This is a genomic window from Congzhengia minquanensis, from assembly GCF_014384785.1.
GTDB classification, from domain to species: domain Bacteria; phylum Bacillota; class Clostridia; order UBA1381; family UBA9506; genus Congzhengia; species Congzhengia minquanensis.
On the sequence record NZ_JACRSU010000001.1, the window covers coordinates 713,989 to 736,543 of the forward strand.

General features: G+C 47.6%; 18 protein-coding genes and 1 tRNA gene. 12 read left to right on the forward strand and 7 right to left on the reverse strand.

All coding sequences use genetic code 11. The features are described from left to right. Window positions 1-111: 111 nt before the first annotated feature. Window positions 112-1,293: an iron-containing alcohol dehydrogenase gene (locus H8698_RS03430; protein WP_249311167.1), complete on the forward strand. Its 1,182-nt coding sequence runs from the start codon at window positions 112-114 to the stop codon at window positions 1,291-1,293. Window positions 1,294-1,341: 48 nt separating this feature from the next. Here the strand turns inward: H8698_RS03430 and H8698_RS03435 are convergent, their stop codons facing one another. Beyond that, window positions 1,342-3,003 carry a helix-turn-helix domain-containing protein gene (locus H8698_RS03435; protein WP_249311168.1) on the reverse strand — a complete coding sequence of 554 codons (1,662 nt, stop codon included), beginning with the start codon at window positions 3,001-3,003 and terminating at the stop codon, window positions 1,342-1,344. A gap of 63 nt (window positions 3,004-3,066) precedes the next feature. Next, window positions 3,067-5,271, reverse strand: coding sequence for an alpha-galactosidase (locus H8698_RS03440; RefSeq protein WP_249311169.1), 2,205 nt, complete (start codon window positions 5,269-5,271; stop codon window positions 3,067-3,069). A gap of 159 nt (window positions 5,272-5,430) precedes the next feature. Between H8698_RS03440 and H8698_RS03445 the strand changes: the two genes are divergently transcribed. From H8698_RS03445 to H8698_RS03470, 6 genes are all read left to right on the forward strand, one after another. Next, complete coding sequence (locus tag H8698_RS03445; protein ID WP_249311170.1) at window positions 5,431-6,546, forward strand: serine hydrolase domain-containing protein; 1,116 nt, start codon at window positions 5,431-5,433, stop codon at window positions 6,544-6,546. Between the two features lie 110 nt (window positions 6,547-6,656). Continuing rightward, window positions 6,657-7,859 carry an MFS transporter gene (locus H8698_RS03450; protein ID WP_249311171.1) on the forward strand — a complete coding sequence of 401 codons (1,203 nt, stop codon included), beginning with the start codon at window positions 6,657-6,659 and terminating at the stop codon, window positions 7,857-7,859. Then, window positions 7,852-8,388, forward strand: a complete 537-nt coding sequence (locus H8698_RS03455) for a DUF5662 family protein (RefSeq protein ID WP_249311172.1) — start codon at window positions 7,852-7,854, stop codon at window positions 8,386-8,388. Before H8698_RS03450 ends, H8698_RS03455 begins: the two co-directional genes overlap by 8 nt. A gap of 39 nt (window positions 8,389-8,427) precedes the next feature. Continuing rightward, on the forward strand, window positions 8,428-9,177 hold the full coding sequence (locus H8698_RS03460) for a class I SAM-dependent methyltransferase (protein WP_249311173.1): 750 nt from the start codon (window positions 8,428-8,430) through the stop codon (window positions 9,175-9,177). An 81-nt stretch (window positions 9,178-9,258) separates the two neighbouring features. Then, window positions 9,259-9,864 (forward strand): ECF transporter S component, encoded by a 606-nt coding sequence (locus tag H8698_RS03465; RefSeq protein ID WP_177678179.1) that lies wholly within the window; start codon window positions 9,259-9,261, stop codon window positions 9,862-9,864. Next, window positions 9,861-10,820 carry a P1 family peptidase gene (locus H8698_RS03470; protein WP_249311174.1) on the forward strand — a complete coding sequence of 320 codons (960 nt, stop codon included), beginning with the start codon at window positions 9,861-9,863 and terminating at the stop codon, window positions 10,818-10,820. Before H8698_RS03465 ends, H8698_RS03470 begins: the two co-directional genes overlap by 4 nt. Before the next feature lie 91 nt (window positions 10,821-10,911). Here the strand turns inward: H8698_RS03470 and H8698_RS03475 are convergent, their stop codons facing one another. Further along, window positions 10,912-12,195: a copper amine oxidase N-terminal domain-containing protein gene (locus H8698_RS03475; RefSeq protein ID WP_249311175.1), complete on the reverse strand. Its 1,284-nt coding sequence runs from the start codon at window positions 12,193-12,195 to the stop codon at window positions 10,912-10,914. A 247-nt stretch (window positions 12,196-12,442) separates the two neighbouring features. Here H8698_RS03475 and H8698_RS03480 point away from each other — a divergent pair, with 247 nt between their 5' ends. The 5 genes from H8698_RS03480 to H8698_RS03500 all read left to right on the forward strand — a co-directional run bounded on the left by H8698_RS03480 (window position 12,443) and on the right by H8698_RS03500 (window position 16,367). Next, entirely contained in the window at window positions 12,443-13,213 is a 771-nt protein-coding gene (locus H8698_RS03480; protein WP_249311176.1) for a sugar phosphate isomerase/epimerase family protein, read from the forward strand. A gap of 124 nt (window positions 13,214-13,337) precedes the next feature. Then, window positions 13,338-13,424, forward strand: a tRNA-Leu gene (locus tag H8698_RS03485). Window positions 13,425-13,546: 122 nt separating this feature from the next. Then, window positions 13,547-14,209 (forward strand): Crp/Fnr family transcriptional regulator, encoded by a 663-nt coding sequence (locus H8698_RS03490; RefSeq protein WP_249311177.1) that lies wholly within the window; start codon window positions 13,547-13,549, stop codon window positions 14,207-14,209. 137 nt (window positions 14,210-14,346) lie between these two features. Continuing rightward, window positions 14,347-14,673 (forward strand): rhodanese-like domain-containing protein, encoded by a 327-nt coding sequence (locus H8698_RS03495; RefSeq protein WP_249311178.1) that lies wholly within the window; start codon window positions 14,347-14,349, stop codon window positions 14,671-14,673. Between the two features lie 2 nt (window positions 14,674-14,675). After that, window positions 14,676-16,367 carry an FAD-dependent oxidoreductase gene (locus tag H8698_RS03500; RefSeq protein WP_249311179.1) on the forward strand — a complete coding sequence of 564 codons (1,692 nt, stop codon included), beginning with the start codon at window positions 14,676-14,678 and terminating at the stop codon, window positions 16,365-16,367. Window positions 16,368-16,436: 69 nt separating this feature from the next. Here H8698_RS03500 and H8698_RS03505 read toward each other — a convergent pair whose 3' ends face one another. Genes H8698_RS03505 through H8698_RS03520 form a run of 4 tightly spaced genes read right to left on the reverse strand, consistent with a single transcriptional unit; the run spans window position 16,437 to window position 22,555 of the window. After that, window positions 16,437-19,103, reverse strand: a complete 2,667-nt coding sequence (locus H8698_RS03505) for an ATP-binding cassette domain-containing protein (protein WP_249311180.1) — start codon at window positions 19,101-19,103, stop codon at window positions 16,437-16,439. After that, window positions 19,085-19,966 (reverse strand): energy-coupling factor transporter transmembrane component T, encoded by an 882-nt coding sequence (locus H8698_RS03510; RefSeq protein ID WP_249311181.1) that lies wholly within the window; start codon window positions 19,964-19,966, stop codon window positions 19,085-19,087. The genes H8698_RS03505 and H8698_RS03510 overlap by 19 nt, the downstream gene beginning before the upstream one ends. A gap of 3 nt (window positions 19,967-19,969) precedes the next feature. Next, window positions 19,970-20,884, reverse strand: a complete 915-nt coding sequence (locus H8698_RS03515; protein WP_249311182.1) for a DUF4430 domain-containing protein — start codon at window positions 20,882-20,884, stop codon at window positions 19,970-19,972. Window positions 20,885-20,896: 12 nt separating this feature from the next. Beyond that, window positions 20,897-22,555, reverse strand: coding sequence for an S-layer homology domain-containing protein (locus H8698_RS03520; protein WP_249311183.1), 1,659 nt, complete (start codon window positions 22,553-22,555; stop codon window positions 20,897-20,899).

Genomic DNA, 22,555 nt, shown 5'->3' on the forward strand with positions numbered 1-22,555 from the left:
ACAATTTTTATAAAAAGGGTTGAAATTGTAAAAGATGAATGATATAATATGTTTGAAATCGTTAAAAAAATAACAATTAAACATATTTTATTATTAAAGGAGGCCATCATTATGGCAAGATTTACGTTACCAAGAGACCTGTTTTATGGAAAGGGTTCGCTTTCCGAACTCAAAAACCTTGTTGGAAAGAAAGCCATTGTTGTAACCGGCGGCGGTTCCATGCGCCGCAGCGGCTTTCTGCAAAAAACCGAGGACTATTTAAAGGAAGCGGGCATGGAGGTTACCCTATTTGAAGGCGTTGAGCCGGATCCGTCTGTTGAAACGGTTATGAAGGGCGCGAAAGCGATGATGGATTTTGAGCCGGATTGGATTGTATCCATCGGCGGCGGCTCCCCCATTGACGCGGCAAAGGCAATGTGGGCGTTTTATGAATATCCCGACACCACGTTTGAAGCGCTGTGCACACCGTTTAACTTCCCGAAACTGCGCACAAAGGCAAAATTCTGCGCAATTCCTTCAACCTCCGGCACGGCAACCGAGGTTACGGCGTTCTCTGTTATCACAGACTATGCAAAGGGCATTAAATATCCCCTGGCAGATTTTGAAATTACCCCCGACGTTGCAATTGTAGATCCCGATTTGGTTGAAACTCTGCCGCCGAAACAGGTGGCATATACGGGAATGGACGCGCTGACACACGCCATTGAAGCGTTTGTTTCTACGCTGAACTCCCCCTTCACCGACCCGCTGGCTATAAAAGCCATTGAAATGGTGTTCGACTATCTGCCGGAATCCTACCGCGGCGACATGCACGCAAGGGAACAAATGCACTATGCGCAGTGTTTGGCAGGCCAGGCATTTTCAAACGCGCTTTTGGGCATTGTTCATTCCATGGCCCACAAGACAGGCGCGGCGTTCTCAACCGGCCACATTCCCCACGGGTGCGCAAACGCTATGTATCTGCCCTATGTTATCAAGTATAACGCAAAAGACTCTGTTGCAAGCAGCCGCTATGCGGAAATTGCAAAACGGGTTGGCCTTTCCGGTCTTTCTGAAAAATCGTTAATTAACGCGCTGATCGAAAAGATTGAATGCTTTAACGCACAGCTTGGAATACCGAAAACCATGAAGGATTTCGGTGTGGAAGAGGCCGAATTTAAAGCTAAACTGAAAGACATTGCGGCTAACGCTGTGGGCGATGCCTGCACAGGTTCGAACCCAAGGCAAATTACGCCGGAGCAGATGGAACAGTTATTTACCTGCATTTATTACGGCACAGAAGTTGATTTTTAATTCCTGCAAAAAAAATTAAACGGAACGCAGTTTGCGTTCCGTTTTCTTTTATTTGTTTAGCTTTCGATATTCTGTGGGCGTTATGTTTTCTAAAAGCTTAAACAGCTTTGTAAAATAGCTCTGGTCGCAAAATCCGCTTTGCTCTGCAATGTCCCCTAAGGAAAATTCTGTTTCAAGCAGCAGTTTTTTTGCTTTGGAAAGCCGCAGCTCCTGACGATAACGATAAACCGAGGTGCCTGTTTTCTCCTTAAACAGGTGGCACAAATAAAACTTGGAGGCTGATAGGCGTTCCGCCATATCGTCCAGCGTAAAATCCTGCGTCAGGTTTTCACTGATATAGTCCATCATTCTGCCAAACACCGCTCCAGCGCCATCGCTTACCGTTTTGTTCGCCGAAAGAATGGAAACTACCCTTTCAACCAACGCAAGGCTTGCACCACTCACTAAAAGCTCTGAAATGGCACCGTCTAAGGCGCGGCGGTCAATTTGGTGCATTTGGCTGCACGAAACGCCAAAGCGACTAAATATTTTCTCTAATGCGTCCTGTGGTTCGGCAGTGTTTACAAGCAGTTTTATATATTCCTCGTCGGAATACAGCGCAAGCTCGCCATAAGGGTTTTTGTCCTCCCCGCGATATTCTCCCAGTCTGCTTACGGTGCTTCGTTTTATATTTTCCCCGCGCCCGGCCTTAATGTCGTCTTCTGTGAATTTGCACAGCAAAATTTCCCGTGCGTCCTTTAACGCTTCGGCCATGGACTTTTTAAAACAGCCCCGCTCCCGGTCGTAGATAACATAAATGTTTCCGTCGCCGTCCTCCGTTACGTCGGGATATGACACATCGTTCCGCCCATCAAGCAGCAGGCTCCATTTCCACGTTGCTCCGTCGTCGTCTGAAATAAGCGCGGTTAAATTGTTCCTGCCGGTAAAATTCACATGGTTTATGAGCAGAACGCTGCCCGACCGCAGTCTTCTGATATGAAACCGTGAGCAGGGCCCGCCCAACTTGCTGTCGAAAGCCGTGGTCCAGGTTTTCCCACGGTCATAAGACACACTTTCCCCAATGCCGTAGGTGGTGCGGACATACATGTGAACCGTGCCGTCCTGCTTTTCCAGCAGCATGTGCTCGTCAAAGCTGCGGGAAGGGACAATGGCGCCGCCAATGCGAGAAATGGTTTTGCCCCGGTCTGCCGATTTTAATACCGCAGAACCGCCAACAGTGCTTTCGCCGAACACATCTTGCTGGCCGGGGAAGCCGTAGAGTCTCCCATCCCAAAAGGCACTGGGGAAAAGCCACTCGCCGGAAGTGAGCACAATGGGCTTGTTTAACATCACCTCGCCGCTGAGACAAAACTCGTCTGACCAAACTAAGGGTTCTGCGTCCGGATTGTCACAAATCACGGCTTTCACACATCTTGCGGGGTGCTCCGCCCAAATAAACCACAGCCTGCCGTTTGGGTCTATCCACAAACAGGGGTCGTAACACCGGCCATGTTCGCCGATATACGCCACGGCCACAGGGTCGGCCCACGTTTTGCCGTCATCTGTGCTCACCAAAAGCGCGCAGTAGTTTCCCACGGTTTCTTTGGTGTTACCGGAATAAAGTGCGGCAAACAGCTTTCCTCCCCTTGTTTTTTCAATTGCCGGAATACCCTGCCAAAGCCGGGTTTCGGGCGCAAACTTTTTTAACTGTTCATTCTTTGTTATCAGCATAACAATCACCTCGTGATAACCATATCACAAATGACGCATAACGGGTTATAACCCGATTGCGAATTATTTCTGCTTGTGAAAAATATAAATCCAGCTTTCAAAATCTTTGCTGTGGCGAAAGGCAAGCCCCACATCTTCCAGCACCGCGCCGGAAAACACCTCACCCGTTTCCTCGCAGGCGTATTCGCTTGCCCGGTCTAACCCGCTCATTTTCACAAAGTGGGGCGCGCCGTTTATTTTTCCCAGCGTGCAGCAATGGAACAGCACTGCCGTGTTTTTATCCTCTGACAAAAACTCCACAGAGGAACAGTCGGTTTCAAAGGGAGAATCTAAACGATACATGTCGCCAAAGTGCACAACAGACTCAATTTTTTTTGAGAGTGCGATCTGCTCTTTCATTTCGGCAATGGTTTCATCCGTTGCTTTGGACAAATCAAACTCATAGCCAAACTGCCCTGTCATAGCCACGTGTCCCCGGGTTTTCATGGGCACAAAACGGTGCAGGCTGTGGTGGGGATAGGCCGAAACATGGGCACCCTGCATAATGGCAGGCATCACCAGGCTTGTTCCATACTGAATTTTTAAACGCGCAATGGCGTCGGAGTTGTCGCTGGTCCAATACTGGTCGAAATAATACATCTGTCCCGGATCAAACCGTCCGCCGCCGCTGGCGCACCCCTCAAACAGCACGTTGGGAAACGCGGTGGTAATGGTTTCTAAAATCTCATAAAGCCCTAAAATATACCGGTGCGCCACCTCGCTTTGCCGCTCGGGCGGAAGCGTGGCCGAGCCGATGTCGGTAAAGTTACGGTTATAGTCCCATTTGATGTAGGAGATGGGGTTATTTTTCAAAATATCCGTTAAAAATCCAATAATAAAGTCCCGCACGTCCTGCCGCGTCAGGTCTAAAATCAATTGCTGCCGGCCCAAATTCCGTTCCCGGCCTTCAGCATGAATGCACCAGTCGGGGTGCATTTCATAAAGCTTGCTTTTGGGCGAAATCATCTCCGGTTCGAACCAGAGACCGAACTTCAGCCCCAGCCCCTCAATTTTTTCTGCCAAACCGCCAATGCCGTTTGGCAGCTTTTCTTGGTTGGGGAACCAGTCCCCCAGCGAGGTAGTGTCGTCGTTGCGGTTGCCGAACCAGCCGTCGTCCAACACCATCAATTCCACGCCGGCCTCTTTGGCTTTTTGCGCAATGGCAATAATTTTGTCCTCGTTAAACTGAAACGTTGTGGCCTCCCAGTTGTTTGCCAAAACAGGGCGGTTTTTGTCCCGGAACTTGCCTCGGACAAGCCTGGTGCGGTAGAGCCGGTGATAAGTGCGTGACATGCCGCCAAACCCTTTGCCGGAATAAACCATAACGGCCTCCGGCGCGGTAAAGGTTTCGCCGGGATTTAAGCGCCAGTTAAAGTCGAAGGGATTCATGCCGATAAACGCACGGGAGATATGAAACTCATTTACCTCTGTTCCGGCAACAAAGTTTCCGCTGTAAACCAGGCTGAAGCCGTAAACCTCGCCTGAATTTTCGCGGGCGCCTTTTTCCGCCAGCGCCAGAAACGGGCTGTGCATATGGCCCGACGAACCGCGCTTGCTGTCCACCGACTGGATGCCGAAGGCAAGCGGCCGGCGGGTAATGTTGCACTCGTCTGTCCATGTTCCGCCCAGAGTAATCAGGTCGAAATCAGCGCCTAAAAAGTCCACGCTGGCGCTCATAACAGAGGTGATGTCCACAGTCTGTTCGCCGTTGTTTTCCACGCGCACACTGCGGCAGATAGCGTCTGTTTCCTCATAGGCTGTGTAGCTTAAAATAATGTTTAACCCGGTAAGCTCGTCCGTCAGGGTTAATTCTAATGTCTGGGCCTCTGCGTCGCTTTCCGTGTAGGTAGACGGCAGGCCGCACAGCCGGGGCTTTCCGTCCATAATTTTGTGGCCGGCATACACGGCGTTTGTAATTCTTGAACCATTTTCATACCGCGCTGAAAACGCCGGGGTTTTCAGGTCGGTATTCCCGTAAAAGGGATACTCCTGCGGCACAAGCTCCAGCCGAAAATCGTCTTCTTTTCCAATAAATTCCGGACTTTTGGCGTAAACCGAAGGCCTGCCCCCCAGTTTGTTTAAAAAGACGGCAAGACCCTGAGTGTTTTCCAACCGCTTGCCGTAGTAGAGGTGAACGGGATATTTCCCATGGGCAATGCAAAATATGTAAGACGAATGTTTTGTTTTTAAGTGGAACAGTTTTTCTGTTTCATTCCATAAAATCGGCAAAGGACTCCCTCCAAACTGAAAAATAATTGAGTGAAAAATTATTATAACACAGGGGGTATTCTAAGTCAAGAAACCGGCAAAAATTTATAAAACCCATTGCATGTTGGAATTTTTTGTTATATAATAGATTTCATAATAATGATAAGAGGAAGGGATTATATGCAGTTTCAGAAACTGTCCGATTTATTAGATTCATTTTTAGAAATTGGAATTCCGGGCGTGGACTGTGTCGTTTATCAAGACCACGAGGAAGTGTTCCGCCACCGGGCAGGATATTCCGATTTGGAACAGAAACTTCCCATCACGGGAAAGGAAACCTATTTTTTGTTTTCCTGCTCAAAGGTGGTTACCTGCGCCGCGGCGCTCACGCTTTTAGAGCGCGGCAAGTTTTTGCTGACAGACCCGCTTGCGGCCTATATTCCGGAATTTTCTGAAATGGTTTTAACCAATGGGGAAAAAGCGAAAACCGAAATTAAAATCCGCGATCTGTTCACCATGTCGGCAGGCTTTACCTATGACATTGCTTCTCCCTCCATTACCCAGGTCATCCGTGAAAAAGATGGCCGCGCAACAACCCTCGACGTTGTCCGCGCCATTGCAAAGGAACCACTGTCCTTCGAGCCGGGCACCCACTGGCAATACAGCCTATGCCACGACGTGCTGGCAGGTCTGGTGGAGGTGGTTTCCGGCAAACGGTTCGGTGAGTATGTAACAGAAACTATTTTTGAACCCCTGGGGATGACGAAAACGTCGTTTGGCGTTTCCGATAAAAATAAGGAGCAGTTAGCGCCCCTCTATCGGTTTAACGACGAAACCAACCGGCCGGAGCTGCAAAAAAGAGACTGCAGCTATATTTTAACGCCGGAATATGAAAGCGGCGGCGCAGGAATGGTTTCCTGCACGGATGATTATATTTTATTTGCCGACGCATTGGCAAACGGCGGCGTTGGCAAAAACGGCAGCAGAATTTTGTCGCCGGCCACGGTTGATTTAATGCGGACGAACTGCTTAGAGGGCGCCGCTTTAACAGATTTAAACTGGATTCAGCACACAGGCTACGGTTATGGTCTAGGCGTGCGCACCATGATCGACCGGGCAAAGGGCGGCGCAATTGGCCCCGTTGGAGAATTTGGCTGGGGAGGCGCGGCAGGGTCTTATGTTTTAATTGACCCAAACAGCCGCACAGCGCTGTTTTATTGCCAGCACATGCTGAACAACAAAGAGCCTTACACCCACCCAAGACTTCGGAACGTATTGTATGCATGTGTGGATTAGCAAAATATATGAAACAACAATTTATGTAATTTGCTTTTTTTGCGCTTAATATGGAAAAATGACATATTTTATGCTATAATATTTTTAAACTTCCGGAGGTTACAAATTAAATGACATTTACCTTTAAACACACAAAATTTGCCTGCTACTGCGGCTATATCGTCAGTGCGGTTATCAATAACTTTACGCCCCTTTTGTTTATCATTTTCCAAACCGATTTTGGCATAACAATGGGACAGCTCAGCTTTTTAATTACCTTAAATTTCGGCGTACAGATGACGGTGGACTTTTTAGGCGCTCATTTTGCAGACAAAATCGGATACAAAATTTCTGTGGTGGCGGCAAACGTTTTCGCTGCCGGCGGGCTGATTTTAATGGGTACGCTTCCCTTCTTAATGAACCCGTTTGCCGGGCTGGTAATTGCAGTCGTGACCTATGCCGTGGGCAGCGGCCTGTTAGAGGTGTTGGTAAGCCCCATTGTAGAGGCGCTTCCCACAGACGGGAAAGCCGCGTCCATGAGCTTATTGCACTCGTTCTACTGCTGGGGACACGTGGCGGTGGTGCTGCTCACCACGCTTTACTTCAGCATTTTCGGCACAAAAAACTGGACTGTTATATGCGTTATTTGGGCTATTCTACCCATTTTCACCGCCCTGCTTTACTCCCAGGTGCCGATTAACTCATTTACCAATGAAGAAAACAAAATCCCCATCCGAAAGCTGTTTGGAATGAAAATCTTTTGGTTGTTTTTAATTTTAATGCTGTGCTCCGGCGCGGCAGAACAGGGAATGGCGCAATGGGCGTCGCTGTTTGCAGAGTCTGCCCTGGGTGTGTCGAAAACCGTAGGCGATTTGTTCGGGCCGTGTATGTTTGCAATCACAATGGGAATTTCCAGGGTTGTTTACGGAAAAGCGGCGGCAAAGTTAAACCTTGCAAATTACATTTTAACCTGTGCCGGGCTGTGCATTGCGAGCTACCTGTTGGTTTCCCTCTCGCCAAACAGCGTTCTGTCGCTGATTGGGTGCGCGCTCTGCGGCTTTTCCGTGGGCGTAATGTGGCCGGGAGTTTTGTCCTTAGCGGCCGGGCGGTGCCCTCAGGGAGGCACGGCGCTGTTTGCGCTTTTGGCCCTTGCAGGCGACGTTGGCTGCTTTACAGGCCCCAACACAGCGGCGGCAATTTCTGAAAAATTTACCATTGGGGGTTCTGCTTTAAAAGCCGGCCTTTTGGGCTGTGTAATTTTCCCTGTGGCTATGATTTTGTGCACCTTACTGTTAAAAGTAATGAAAGACAGGAAAGAAAAAAACCATGAATAAATTTTTTTCTCACCTAAAAACTATTTTAAAGCACCGCCACACGGTAATTGTCCATTGCTATAAAGCTGGAATCCTTTGGCGGGGGCTTCTGCACGATTTGTCCAAGTTTTCGTGGACGGAATTTTCGGCAGGGGTAAAATACTATCAAGGCACCCGCAGCCCAAACGAAGGCGAGCGGGAGCAAAAGGGCTATTCTGCCGCCTGGATGCACCACAAGGGCAGAAACCGCCACCACTTTGAATATTGGACGGACTACAACCCCGAAACCAAAAAGGTTGGACCTGTGAAAATGCCCGTTGTGTTTGTAAAAGAGATGTTCTGCGACCGGGTGGCGGCAAGCAAGGTGTATCAGGGCAAAAATTATCAGAACGCACAGCCCTTAGAATATTTTCAGCGGGGAAAGGCAAGAAGGGCCATTCATCCCGAAACATCAGACCTTTTGGAAAGCTGGCTGGTTATGCTCAAAGACCAGGGAGAAGAAAAAACATTTGCTTATATTAAGAAAATAAAAAAAGGCATTGAACGGTGATATGCTGAAAAGGCTGAAACAAATAGAGGTACCAAAACGATGGAATTAAAACAAAATTATTACGGCAGCTTGTGCACCGAAATGTATGAAATTTTACATAAAAAGGCGCCACAGGACGAACTGGAATTTTATCTGTCCTATGCAAAACAAGGAGAAAAAATTTTAGAACCTTTGTGCGGAAGCGGACGTTTTCTTATCCCCTTTATGGAAAGGGGCCTTCATATCAGCGGAATAGATTTGTCGGGTGAAATGCTGGAAAAACTAAAACAAAAGGCTTCAGATGCACAAGTTATTCAGGCAGATATTACAGACTATGCCTGCGAGGAAAAATTTCATTATATTTTTATTTCCTCCGGCTCAGTTTCATTGTTCACAGACATAGGCTTGTGTAAAACTATTTTAAACAAATTGAAAAAATTGCTGTTGCCTGGGGGTAAATTGGTTTTTGCAGTTGATACAGTTGCCGATCGGTGTCCAGATGACAGCGAATACAATGTATCAGTTTCTGTAAAGACCAAAGAGGGATTTGATTTAATCTTAAAAAATAAAAATTATTATGACGAAAAAAGTCAAACACAGTTTTCCCCAAGCATCTATGAACTATATAATGGAACAGAACTGTTACAAAGTGAGCCTATGGATTTTCAAACACATCTTTATCAGTTCGGAGAAATGGAACAATATTTGATGGAAATCGGATTTACAACAATTAAAACGTATTCCTCTTTTTCCAAAGACATTGCCATTGACGATAACTGTGAAATGTTTTTATTTGAATGCAGCTATTAAAAAAATTTTAATTTATAAAAGGGTTTCAGATTCAATCCCGTCTATAAAACCAATAAAATACAGAATGAAAGGAAGACAAAAATGAAAAATTTAAAAATCTCAGTATTCACACGAACAGCGCTTTTAACAGCAGTGATTTTCGTCCTGTCCTTTACGCCCATTGGATATTTAAAGGTGGGGCCCTTTGATATTACGTTTCTAACCATTCCGGTTATCATCGGCGCCATTACAACCGGGCCTTCAGTGGGTGCGTTTTTAGGCGCAATATTCGGTCTTACCAGTTTTATGCAGGCGGTTGGCGGTGCAAGCCCGTTAGGAAGCGTGTTATTTTCCATTAACCCGTTCTTCTCTGCCATTTTGTGCTTTATTCCCAGAATTTTAATGGGCTGGCTCTGCGGCCTGTTATACCGGGGCTTAAACCGCAAAGGAAATGACAGCGTAGTTTCCGTGTGCATTGCCAGCATTTCCGGCGCGCTGATGAATACGCTGTTTTTCATGTCTGCGTTTATGCTATTCTTTGGAAACACAGAATATGTTTTGAACATGCGCGGCGGCGTAAACGTGTTTGCCTTTTTAACCGCCATGGTGGGCGTGAACGGCGTGGTGGAAGCAGTTTCCTGCGCGGTAATTGGCACGGCAATCAGCAAACCGCTGTTGAAAGTCCTGAAAAAAGGAAATGAAGCATGAAAGAAATCAGCATCTTAGAAATTGAAAATATAAAGATTGGAAACGCCGAAAATCAGGAGGCAAAAACGGGTGTAACCGCCATTCTCTGTGAAACCTGCGCCCCCTGCGGGGTGGATATTCGCGGAGGCGGCCCTGCCTCCAGGGAAACACCTCTTCTGTCGCCCTTAGCGGCGTCAACCGGCGTGCACGCAGTTTTGCTGTGCGGCGGCAGCGCCTTTGGGCTTGATGCGGCAGGCGGCGCAATGCGCTATTTAGAAGAAAAAGACATTGGGTTTGACACAGGAATTACAAAGGTGCCGCTGGTTTGCGCTTCTTCCATTTTTGATTTGGGTCTGGGCGATAAAAACGTGCGGCCCGATTTCAACATGGGCTATCAGGCTTGCGTAAATGCAGAAGCGGGAAACTATCAAAACGGCAGCTTCGGCGCCGGCTGCGGCGCAACAGTTGGAAAGTTTTTGGGCCCGGAATTTGCCTTAAAATCGGGCATTGGCTCTTTTGCCGTTCAGCTTGGCACACTGAAGGTGGGGGCAATTGTTTGCGTAAATGCCTTAGGCGATATTTATCAGGGCGGCAAAATTGTTGCCGGACTGCTGTCTGAGGACAAAAAGGGATTTCGCAGCACCTGTGACGAAATGCTGAAATCTATCCAACGGGTAGATAACCCCTTTGTGGGAAACACCACCATTGGTGTGGTTGTTACCAACGGAAAATTCTCAAAATCTGAAATGAACAAAATTGCGCAGATGGCTCACAACGGCCTGGTACGGTGCATTTCTCCCGTTAACACCTCGGCGGACGGGGACAGCATTTATGCCATGTCGGTCGGAGATGTGAATGCAGACGTGAATGTAACAGGCACCATTGCGGCGGAGGTTGTGGAACAAGCAATTATAAACGCGGTAATGAGCGCAGCCCCCGGCAGCGGACTGCCCTGTGCAAAAGATATTTGTGCATAAAGCAAAAACCCCTTTCCGGCAAAGCTTTGCCGGAAAGGGGTTTTTTAAAGAGGGTATTTTATGGTAATATAGGGGTATATCGTGGGATTAATTAGTCCTCAATGGTGATTTCAAACGCCACTGTTTGAGGGGGAATGCTTCTTGTCATCACAGGGCTGTGTTTTGCAGAGATCTTCATGCCGACTTCTAAATCGTCCAGCTTATAAATTCTCTTGTCGTTGCCTTTTTTAATAACGGTTTCGTCTGTTACGATTAAGGCCACGCCCATGTCGTCTTCATCTTCTTTGATAACAACTTTGCCGTCTTCTGTAATTTCAATGATTTTGCCTTCTGCCTCAATGGCTTCAAGCTCGTCTCCTTCTTCAACGTCTGCATCAGCCTTGATGTTGATTGTGAATGCAGCCGTCTGGGGGGGAATGCTCATGGTCATTGCCTCTGAGTGGGTTCCGGAAATTTCCATACCGACTTTTAAGTCTTCTAATTTATAAACTCTTTTGTCGTTGCCCTTTGTAATCACGGTGTCGTCTGAAACAACCAGACGCATTGCATCTTCGTCTTCAAACGCTTTGCCAATGGTTACAAGGTTTTCGCTGATTTCTGTAATTTCGCCGTCAAACGTAAACTCTTCTTTCTGTTCGTCTTCCGGTTCCATTTCCTGGTTTTCAATCATAATTTTCACTGCTGTGGTTTGAGGGGGCAGACTTGCGGTCATAGCCGGGCTATATTCAATGCCCAAAACCATTTCAGCCTTAATGTCCTCTGCTTTTGCTTCTTTGCCGCCGGCAGTGATTACGGTGCCTTCACCAATGTGAACCACAACGGTTCCCAGATAGCCATCCTCAACAACCAGCGAGCCGCCCTCAGTAACTTCGGTTACGGTTACAATGCTGGGGTTTACGATTTTATAGGTGCCATCTTCGTTTTCCTCATAATATCCGCCGATGATTTCGTCAACAAAGCTCAGCGGAACAAAGGTTGAATCGCCAACCAGAGTGGGTGCTGCGCCCAGAGGCTGGGGAGCACGGCGGGAGAATGCATATTCGTCTTTGTCGATGGACATTGTTATGTACTGTGCGCCCTTCAACACGTCGATGGATCTGCTTTCGCCCTTCCAGGTTACGGTATATCCTAAGCCTTCCGCCACACTACGCAGCGGAATCATTTTAACGCCGTTTACTTCTTTTACCGATACAGAGGGAAGTGTTGCACCATTCATTACGCTCGGCGCATCCTCCGCTTCACCGTCAGCCGACAATGTCATAATCGGATTGGTGGGATCAATCACCTTATCCGGGTCATATTCCGCATAAGCCATGCTGCCGGAAAGTACGCAAATCACTGCGGCGATTGCCAATATTCTTTTTTTGTTGTTCATAATCGTTCCTCCTTGTTTTTGGACTTTTATGTATATTTATATTTGTCCGTTTTAAGCTGCTTTTTTCAGCTTCTACTTACTTAGACATTTTCTTAACAAAAAAGTTCCCTAAAATTGAAATATTTTTTAAAAAAAGCCTGATTTGCGCAAATTAAGGGAAATTTAATAAATTTTATTCTATGTATTGACTTTATTTTGCGGCTGTGATAAGATACCATTGAATTTTAAAAGGAAGGCGGCGGAAAAAATGAAAATTGGAATATGTGCGGGGGCAAAACAAATTGCTCAGCTTAAAAAAGGCATGGCAGACTATGCAGAGCTAAACCTCTCCCAGGTGTATGAAATGACGAACGGCGAAATAAAAGAAACTGCAAATGTGCTGGCGGCCTGCGGCGTTCCCGCCGAGGCGGCAAACTGCTTCTTTTCTGCGGAGGTAAAGCTGTGCGGCCGGTTGTTTGACAAAAACCGGGTTCGTGAATATTGTAAAAAGGCGCTTTATAACGGTGCGCAGCTTGGAATTCACACCTGTGTGCTGGGCAGCGGAAAGTCAAGATGCATTGACGAAGGGGAACAAAAAGAAGACTGCATAAAACAGCTTGAGGAAGCAATCTGCATTGCCGGCGACGCGGCGAACGAATTTGGAACAACCATTGTGTTAGAGCCGCTGAACAAAAAAGAAACCAATGTATTAAACACCGTTGCAGAAGGGGCGGCGCTGTGCAGAAAGCTACACCACCCCAACGTAATGCTGCTGGCGGATATCTACCACGTAGCGCTGGAAAACGAGTCCTTAGACGAAATTTCTAAAAATGGGGACATTTTAAGGCACGTTCACATTGCGCGGCCTGAAGGCAGGCTGTATCCTATGGAACACGACGGGTTTGACTACCCCACGGTGAAAAATGCCCTTGACAAAGCGAGCTACGATCTGCGCATCAGCATTGAGGGGGCAAGCCCCGGCGACTTTGTAAAGAGCGCGGAAGAAAGCCTGCAATTTTTAAAATCTGTTTTCTGTTAGTTTCAAACGGCCGCCATAACTTTAAAGCGGCCGTTTTTTTGCCGCATATTTTTTTCGGAAAGATATTGACTTTTTGTTGAAACTATGTTAAAATAATTTCTGTTGTCAAATAAGAAATAAATATGCGGATATGGCGGAATTGGCAGACGCGCAGGCTTCAGGTGCCTGTGATAGCAATATCGTGCAGGTTCAAGTCCTGTTATCCGCACCACCATCTGTACAGTACATGAAGTGCTGTACTTTTTCTTTTCCCTAAATATAGCAGACCGGCTTATGATAGATAAGACGTAACGGCTCCCTTCCCTTATTGCAGAAACGAAAAGAGGAATAAAAATGACAGAGTTAACGGTATTAAAAAAACTTCCCTTCTGGGAACAGCTCTCAAAGGACGAAAAAGAACTTGTACAAGCATCTTCATCGGTGCGGCATTACTCAAAAAATCAAATCATTCATAACTGCGAAACAGATTGTCTTGGCTTAACAATGGTATTAAGCGGCGAACTGCGCACCTGTATCCTTTCTGAAGAAGGTCGGGAAATTACGCTGTACCGGCTTCAACAAGAAGAACTCTGCGTACTGACAGCCTCTTGCGCAGTCAATCAAATTACATTTGATACGCAGATGTCAGCATCAAAAGATTGCGATTTGCTGGTAATCAATACCGCAGCGTTCGAAAGGCTTACAAGGCAGAATATTTATGTACGTTGTTTTATGTATGAATTGCTTACGGAACGTTTTTCCTCTGTAATGTGGACAATGCAAATGATTTTATTCAAAGGCTATGACCGCAGACTGGCGTCTTTTTTACTAGATGAATATAAACGCACCGGTCTGCGGAACATAAAAATGACTCATGAACAGATTGCGCTGCATACCAATTCGGCACGCGAGGTAGTAGCAAGAATGCTTAAGCGATTTGCATCTGATGGATTGGTTGCGTATAAGCGGGGTTGCATTACGCTAAAAGATATTGATGCACTTCGCCAATTGAATTAAATGGCAGGTTACACGGAATTAAAAAGTTTCGTGTAATTTTTTTGTCAAAATGAGACTTAGTCACTTTTCCATCTAGACTTTAATGATATAATAAAATAAAATTTATTATAAATCTAAAAATTAAAGGAGGATAAGAAATGAGCCTATTTCATTTATCGAAACCCATGAATATGAATGACGGCGTAAAAAAAATGAAAAATACGCTGGGCGCTGTTCTATTAGACGTACGCACACCAGAAGAATATAAACAGGTTCATATTCCAGGCAGTATGAACATTCCATTGAATCAGTTAGAAACGGTAAATCAAAAAATAACAGACAAAAACACTCCGATTTTTGTTCATTGTCTGAGCGGAGGAAGAAGCGCGCAGGCACAGCGCGGTTTAAAGCATCTTGGATATACCAACGTTACCAATATCGGCGGTATCTATCAATATAACGGGGAAACTGAGAAAGGAGAATAAAAATGAAAGTAGTGATTGTCGGCGGTGTTGCAGGCGGCGCATCTGCTGCTGCAAGAATTCGTCGTCTTGACGAAAATGCACAAATCATTGTTTTTGAACGAACAGGCTATATTTCCTATGCCAACTGCGGTCTGCCCTATTATGTCGGCGGTGTAATAACGGACGAAAATCAGCTTACCTTGCAGACTCCCGGCAGCTTTTGGGACAGATTCCGGGTGGATATGCGGGTTCGCCATGAGGTTACTGCAATCGATACGGAAAAGAAAATTGTTACCGTTTGTGGATTGGACACAGGAAAAACCTATGAAGAAAGCTATGATAAGCTGATTCTTTCTCCCGGGGCAAAGCCCACGCAGCCGAATATGCCGGGAATTGACAGCGACAAAATTTTCACGCTTCGCACGGTGGAGGATACGCTGAAAGTTCACAAATTTATCAGTGCAGAAAAACCAAAAACAGCAACGGTGATCGGCGGCGGGTTTATCGGCATTGAAATGGCAGAAAATCTTGCAGAATTAGGGTTAAAAGTATCCTTGATTGAATATGCCGACCATTTGTTGGCGCCGTTGGATTTTGACATGGCGTGTGCAGTTCATGCGCAAATGGAAAGCCACGGAATTCGTCTGATGCTGAATACTGCTGTAACAGGATTTGAAACAAAGGAGAATACTACAGTAACCAAAACAGCCGGCGGCTGTGAGATTGCATCAGATATTGTGTTGCTTAGCATAGGCGTAACACCCGATACAGCACTTGCCAAAGAAGCAGGCTTAGAGCTTGGGCTGAAAGGCAGTATTCTCGTAAACGACAAAATGGAAACCTCTGCACAGGACGTTTACGCAGTGGGCGACGCAGTTGAAATAAGGCATTTTGTAACGGGTAAGAAAGCCTTAATCTCACTTGCCGGCCCTGCCAACAAGCAAGGGCGCATCGCGGCAGATAACATCTGCGGCGGAAACAGTGTTTACCGGGGTTCGCAGGGATCATCGGTGATTAAGGTGTTTGACATGACCGCGGCCTCCACAGGAATTAACGAAGCGGCGGCAAAAGCGGCGGAGATTGATTACGAACGCGTCGTATTATCTCCGGCTTCTCATGCAGGCTACTATCCGGGCGGCAAGGTAATGACCATGAAAGTTCTTTATGAAAAGAAAACCTTAAAGCTTTTGGGTGCGCAGATTGTGGGCTTCGACGGCGTAGACAAGCGGATTGACGTGCTGGCAACAGCGATCCGCGCCGGAATGAAAGCGACAGCCCTTGCAGACCTAGACCTTGCCTATGCGCCTCCCTATTCCTCAGCAAAGGATCCTGTGAATATGGCAGGATTTATGATTGAAAATATTGTTACTGAGAAGGTAAAACAGTTTCATCACGACGAGGTGGACGCGCTTCCCCGTGACGGCAGCGTAACGCTGCTTGACAGCAGAACGCCTATGGAATATGCAGGCGGTCACGCAGACGGGTTTATGAATATTCCGGTGGATGATCTGCGGGAACGGCTGAGTGAAATTCCGAAAAATAAACCAGTTTATGTGATGTGTCAAAGCGGTCTGCGCAGTTACCTTGCCTGCCGGATACTCTCGCAAAATGGTTACAACTGCTATAACTTTTCGGGAGGCTATCGCTTCTATAATTTGGTAAAGCAAGGCAAAAAACAATCGGAATCCACATACCCTTGCGGTATGAATCAATAGAAAAAATGAATGCCGTCTTGATTTTTTCAAGACGGCATTTAAATATTGGATATACTCTAAATGTCCTTTTCACCGTTCCAGCAATCCATATTTCACCTTAATCCGGTCTAGCTTCTCAATCATTGCGCCGGAGATAAAATAGAGAAAAAACACGGTAGCGAACGCATGAATTAAGTCAAACGGAATTCCCATCAGATAGGCTGTCATAAACGCTGCGGCATTGGGTTTTGCCTGCCACATGAACACAGACGCTGTGTTCATAATGCCGCCGTAGAGGAAAAATGTCGTAAGTCCTCCGAAAATGCACAGCGCGCTTTTCGTCTTCCGCAAAAGCCCTTTGCGGAATAGCACACCCGCAAAAAATCCGATGATGCCAAAGGAAAACATCTGCCACGGTGTCAGTGGGCTTTGTCCAAAGAAAAAATTCGAAACAAAGCCGGTAACTGCGCCCACTAAAAAGCCTGTTTCTCCGCCGAAGCACACTCCGGCGATTATCACCACCGCTACCACCGGCTTAAACTGCGGAAGCATGAAAAATGCCGCACGTCCTGCAACCGCAAGCGCACACAGCACGCTGACAATCACCAGTTCACGGGCCTGAGGTTTTCTGCCCTCAAAAACCATGCCAAACGGCAAAAATGTTTCTAATATAATCATAAGGCTGATAAAGTAATATTTCCGGTCAGCCAGATAAAAACAGCCGATAAAAATAGTCAGCGGAACGGCAAGCAAAACCATTGCAAGCGCCGCCCATGTACGTTTGGATAAATTTCGCTTTTCGCTTTGCGGCTGAACTGACCGGTCGGCCGCCGCCAGCTCTTGTCCGGGAAAAAATGCCGAAAGAGCAAGCCCCGCTTCCAGCACAAGGGCAAACTGCACCAGATATTGCCGCCAGTCTGCAAACTTTTCGTGAAACAACAGCGCCGTTATGACAAACAACCCAATCATTCCACCGCCCAGCGCCGTTCGCTTCGGCGTTGGCTTTTTTGTTTCTTTCGTTTTTTCTTTTAAGCCCCGATTGTTCTGCACTGTGTAGCCGCTTTCGTGCTTTTGTTTTTTCTGCTCCAGCACTCTGCCGCCCAATGCGAGAATCATGTCCTCAGCCAGCACCGCGTCCGGCATGGTGGTACGGGCCATCCGGTTTGCCGCCGTGGTGTAAAAGCTTTTGCCTCCGAAAAACCTGCGGGGCGTATCGCAGCTGGTAATGCCGCCGTCAAAAAACATGGCGCAGCGGTCGGCATATTTGGCGCAAAATTCAATGTCGTGCGACACCAGCACAATGGTAGTGCCGGCAGCTTGCAAATTCTTTAATATTCCCGCAAGCTTTTCTTTAAAATGCCCATCCAGCCCCTTGGTCGGCTCGTCCAAAAGTAAAATGCGCGGACGCAGAAGCAACACCTTTGCCAGCGCTGCTCTTTGCTGTTCCCCGCCGGATAGATCGTATGGGTGCATGGTTAAAAGCGGCTCCAATTCACACAGCCGCACGGCCTGTGCAATGCGTTCTTCCTTTTCTGCGGCGGTCATCTTTTTGCCTTTTAGCATCTCCTGCAAGTCCAGTGCCACCGTCTTTTTTACAAATAACGCCTGTGGGCTTTGCGGCAATACGCCCAAAAGCCCTCCGAATTTTTCCGCGTCGCTGATGCTTGAAAGCTTCCGTCCGTCCAATTTCACTTCACCGCGGCAGGGGTTTAAAATGCCGCTGATGATGGAAAGCGTCGTGGTTTTCCCGGTTCCGTTGCCGCCTACGATTGCAAAAAACTCGCCCTCGTAAATATCCGCAGAAAGCCCTTTCACCACATCCGGTGCATCCTTTTCATATCGAAACCACACTTCATGCAATTCGATTATCGGCTTGGTGTAGGAAAAAGCCGGGTCCTTCGGAATTGCAGACAGGTCCGGCTCCTTTTCCGCCGCAATGGTTTCCAGCCACTTGCGGCCCTCCCGAACGGTAACCGGGCAGTCATAAGCATTATCCACCCCTGCATAGACGCGCATGGGTGTCGGCAAAGCGACAAACAGCTCATGGTTCATCTGCTTCAGCTTTGCCCCCACCCCGCCCGGCGTACTGTCGGCAATCATTCTGCCCTCTTCTAAGACAATCACACGGTCAGACATGGGAAAAACGTCTTCCAGCCGATGCTCCGTCAGAATGACGGTTGTGCCTAATTCCCGGTTGATTTTATGCACGGTTTCCAAAAAATCCGCAGCGGCAATGGGGTCAAGCTGGCTGGTCGGTTCGTCTAAAATCAAAACCGACGGCTGCATCACCATAATGGACGCTAAATTTAAAAGCTGCTTTTGTCCGCCGGATAATTCCGTTACCTTTTTGTGAAACCACGTTTGAATACCGAAAAAAGATGCCATTTCCGAAACCCTTGTGCGGATTTCCGGCGTTTTGAGCCCCATACTTTCTAATCCGAACGCCAGCTCGTGCCACACCTTGTCCGTCACAATCTGATTATCCGGGCTTTGCATAACAAAACCGATTTTTTCGCTCTGTGTGCCGTCGTTCAATTCGTCAAGGGGCGTTCCCTCAAACAAAATCTGTCCGCTTTTTGTCCCATGCGGGGCAAGCACCGGCTTGAGCTGCCGTAAAAGTGTGGTTTTGCCGCAGCCGGATTTTCCGCACAGCGTTATAAATTCGCCCTTTTGAATGGTCAGGCAAAGGTCGGAAAGCGCGGGCTTCGATTGATTTGGATAGGTAAATGTAACATGATTTATTTGAAAGCTTTCCATTTTCTGTCCTCCCAAAGCTCTATCGCCACCGGCGTGATGCAAAGAATGAAATATGCTGCAAACACGCTGATGGAATATGGCGTTACAGCCGTTCCTTTCATGGACGGAAAGTAGCGGTAATACAGCCCGCCGCAAAATGCGCCGATTACCGTATAAAGTCCGGCGGTGCAGATGGCAAGCATGGCCTTAGCATCGCGCGAATCGAAGGTAAAGATGGAAAACGCCGTTCGTCCGGGCCTTCCGTAGCCGCGGCTTTTCATGCTGTCTGCCGTTTCAATTGCGTTTTCCAGCGTCCATGTTACCATTATGGACAAAATTGTCAACCCATTTTTTGCACGCTGAAAAACAGTTCCGTTTGACACATCCCGTCCAACGCACCGCTGCGCATTGGACACCACCTGAATCTGCGCCTTGAATTTCGGCACAAACCGCAGCGCCATAGACAAAATCAGCGACAATGACGGAATGATGCGCCCGAACAGATAAATAAACTTATCGCTGGTCATAATTACATTGTAGCAGGAAAACCAGCTGATAACGCTTACCAGCATGGCTGCCGCCGCCAATCCATACATGACAGATTCCAGTGTTAAGGGATTTCCGCTGGGCAGATATGCTAAAATCGTCACGCCTTCGTGATTAAACGCAGGATTCATCAGTGCAGAAACAAGCAGCGTGGGCACCAGAAAGAACAAATTGAATTTTAATGCCTTTGTTCCATTCAGTATCACGGAATAAAAAAAACTGCACAAAAGAGAAATCAGCAGACATGCGGGGTGCCGCAAAAACATTGCGCACACCAGCACCAGCGTAAAATATGTAAAATTCACAATTGGGTGATAGCCCATAAAAGCATGCTTCATTGTTTAATCTCCTGCCGAGGCGTAATATCCGCCTACATCCACGCCTAAATCACAGGTATATACCCATTCCACGTTATCTCCGGGCTGCAGCGCATAGCGGGAACAGCCATAATTGGGGAACCAGCCGTTGACCTGATACATCCAGCCCGACAGTTCTCCGCAGTCAAGCTCATACAGGTTGTGAATTCCCTCTATGTATGCGCTGTTGTAAATTGGAGCATTGACAAACTCCAAATGAATTTTATTTTTTTTCATCTCGCGCACCAGCAAATTAAATACGCTTTCTCCCTCGTAAAAGGTGACCTCCGTAGGCGGAAGAATTACACCGTCTTCAGGAACGAGCTCCGTCTTTTCCGGGTCGAGCCACGCCATATTTTTCAAGATGGAATCGCAGCGCACGGAAATCGTACAGGTATGGGCGGTATCGGTAATCACCGCATCTTGCGGCTCCAGCGGCGCAGGCCTGCCCTCCGGCACGGGTTCTGTGCGATATTGGTCTTTCCCGGTTGCGTCGTTAATGTCCATTCCCTGCAGCTTTGCATATTGCTTGCTACCCGCCTCATTTGCCGGCGGGTTTTCTCCGGCGATTTTCTCTGCTAAATCAATTTTTTCCTCTGCTGTTAAGGGCTTATTCGCCTTGCCGCCCGGCTTGTTTTCCACAGTTGCGGGTTCGTTTGACTTTTTCGCCTCCGGCGCAGCGGAAGAAGCTTCTGCCGGCGCTTCCGACGGAAGCGATGTTTGCTCTGGCTCCGGCGGAATTTCTGTTTCCTGCGGCGGAACAGAGGGAGATGTAACAACGGGTTCGCTTTGCGGATTCCAGCCCCGAAGCCCCGGGGCGTTGCCGCCCCACCAGAACACAAACGCCAAAACCGCCAAAACTGCCGCGCCGAGGATTATTTTGTTCCTGTATTTTCTCATGCCGCTCCACCTCTACAATTGGTTTGCTGCTCCTAACATCTGATAGAGCATCTGCGCGATTTCACAGCGCTTAATTTCCTGCTTTGGCAAAATTTCAATTTCTTCCTCAGATAAAATTTGTTCGCGCAGGCAAAATGCCAATGCGCTTCTTGCCCAATCGCTGGCCGTCACATAATCGGTAAAACCGGCTAAAACGTCTCTTACTGCGGCTGTTTCAAGTTCCGTGTTCATACCGCACAGCTTTGCTGCCCGGGCAGTCATCACAGCTGCTTCTTCACGGGTGATGGTGCCGTTGGGGTTAAATTCCGTTTCGGAAATTCCGTTGATAATTCCATAGCTGCATGCCGTATTTACAAACGGAAAGAACCAGTCCGTTTTTGTTGCATCTTCGAATTTTGCTTCCTCTTTCATGGGAAGCCCTAACGCTTTTACCACAATTGCCGCATACTCCGCCCGCGTCATGGTTGCATCCGGATCAAAGGCATCTGCGCTTTTGCCGTTAATAATTTCCCGGGCCGCTAAGGCTTCAATGGCCAGCTGATTGCTGTGGCCTGCAATATCTGCAAAGGTGACGCCGGGTTTTGTAAGCGGTTTCACCGACACATCTGCGTGTTTGCCGGGCAGACCAGCCGCGTTATCCGTTTCCCCGTCTTCGGCAGAAACGGGCGAATCGCTCATACGGTACAAACTGCTTTTGCCCTCCAATGCACGCTGGGCGGCAACCATGGCGTAAAATCCCTGTTCGGTTGACATTTGGCTGTTGCCGCTGTCGTTTGATGTATGCTGAAAACTGCCGTCACTGTTTCGGAATGATAAAACAGCATCTAACAGAGTGTTTCCGTTTTTCACAAATCTTGCATCATCTGCAGAAATACCGAGTTCACACAAAGCCGTTAGCATCTGTACGCTGCTTTCTAAATTTTCTGCACCGCCATGGGAATAACCGCCGTTTTCGTTCTGCATGGCAGACATGCAGGCGAGCGCTTCTTCGGTTGCCTTTTTAACCTCCGGCCTGTCCTGATACTTCGCTAAGGCTTGCAGCGCCATTCCGGTGATGTCCGGGTCGGAAACACTATTTCCGCTTTCTTCCGCCGCCGTACCGCCGAACAGCGACCATCCGCCGTCAGGGAGCTGACATTCTAAAATGCGGTTTAGATACAGTTCACGTGTTGCCTGTGTTTTCGCATCGGAATTCTGCGGCATTTCATAGCCGCCGCTGTCTAAAGCAATCAGCGCCCAGACAGGGCCGTTCAGCCCCTGCCAGATGGTATTGTCGTAATCCCCTATTGCTGTAAGCAGGTTATACCCAGCCACATCCGCCGGATTTTTGCCGATGGCAGTTAATGCAACAATCACTCTGGAATATTCAGTATATTTTTTATCGTGCAGCTTGCCGCCGCAATTCTTTACATACGCTTCCACATTGCTGTAATAGTTCTGATAATAGCTGTCCGGCACATCGTATCCGCTTCGGGCCAGCCCGATTACCGCCCATTCACCGCCAATTGCGCCAATCTGGGGATTTTGCACGGTTTCATACAGATAGCTTGCCGTTTCAGCAATTGCTTCATCTAACTTCGGATTGCTTGACGCAAACACGTTCATACAGCTGCTCAGTATGATGATTGCTGTTAGAAGAATGGTGATTTTATTTTTCATTCTGATTTTCAA

Coding starts and splice junctions, on each gene's coding strand:
- H8698_RS03505 (WP_249311180.1), bottom strand. CDS start 19,103: ATGGAAAGCTTTCAAATAAATCATGTTACATTTACCTATCCAAATCAA.
- H8698_RS03455 (WP_249311172.1), top strand. CDS start 7,852: ATGAATAAATTTTTTTCTCACCTAAAAACTATTTTAAAGCACCGCCAC.
- H8698_RS03490 (WP_249311177.1), top strand. CDS start 13,547: ATGACAGAGTTAACGGTATTAAAAAAACTTCCCTTCTGGGAACAGCTC.
- H8698_RS03465 (WP_177678179.1), top strand. CDS start 9,259: ATGAAAAATTTAAAAATCTCAGTATTCACACGAACAGCGCTTTTAACA.
- H8698_RS03475 (WP_249311175.1), bottom strand. CDS start 12,195: ATGAACAACAAAAAAAGAATATTGGCAATCGCCGCAGTGATTTGCGTA.
- H8698_RS03450 (WP_249311171.1), top strand. CDS start 6,657: ATGACATTTACCTTTAAACACACAAAATTTGCCTGCTACTGCGGCTAT.
- H8698_RS03430 (WP_249311167.1), top strand. CDS start 112: ATGGCAAGATTTACGTTACCAAGAGACCTGTTTTATGGAAAGGGTTCG.
- H8698_RS03470 (WP_249311174.1), top strand. CDS start 9,861: ATGAAAGAAATCAGCATCTTAGAAATTGAAAATATAAAGATTGGAAAC.
- H8698_RS03500 (WP_249311179.1), top strand. CDS start 14,676: ATGAAAGTAGTGATTGTCGGCGGTGTTGCAGGCGGCGCATCTGCTGCT.
- H8698_RS03510 (WP_249311181.1), bottom strand. CDS start 19,966: ATGAAGCATGCTTTTATGGGCTATCACCCAATTGTGAATTTTACATAT.
- H8698_RS03495 (WP_249311178.1), top strand. CDS start 14,347: ATGAGCCTATTTCATTTATCGAAACCCATGAATATGAATGACGGCGTA.
- H8698_RS03480 (WP_249311176.1), top strand. CDS start 12,443: ATGAAAATTGGAATATGTGCGGGGGCAAAACAAATTGCTCAGCTTAAA.
- H8698_RS03515 (WP_249311182.1), bottom strand. CDS start 20,884: ATGAGAAAATACAGGAACAAAATAATCCTCGGCGCGGCAGTTTTGGCG.
- H8698_RS03445 (WP_249311170.1), top strand. CDS start 5,431: ATGCAGTTTCAGAAACTGTCCGATTTATTAGATTCATTTTTAGAAATT.
- H8698_RS03460 (WP_249311173.1), top strand. CDS start 8,428: ATGGAATTAAAACAAAATTATTACGGCAGCTTGTGCACCGAAATGTAT.
- H8698_RS03435 (WP_249311168.1), bottom strand. CDS start 3,003: ATGCTGATAACAAAGAATGAACAGTTAAAAAAGTTTGCGCCCGAAACC.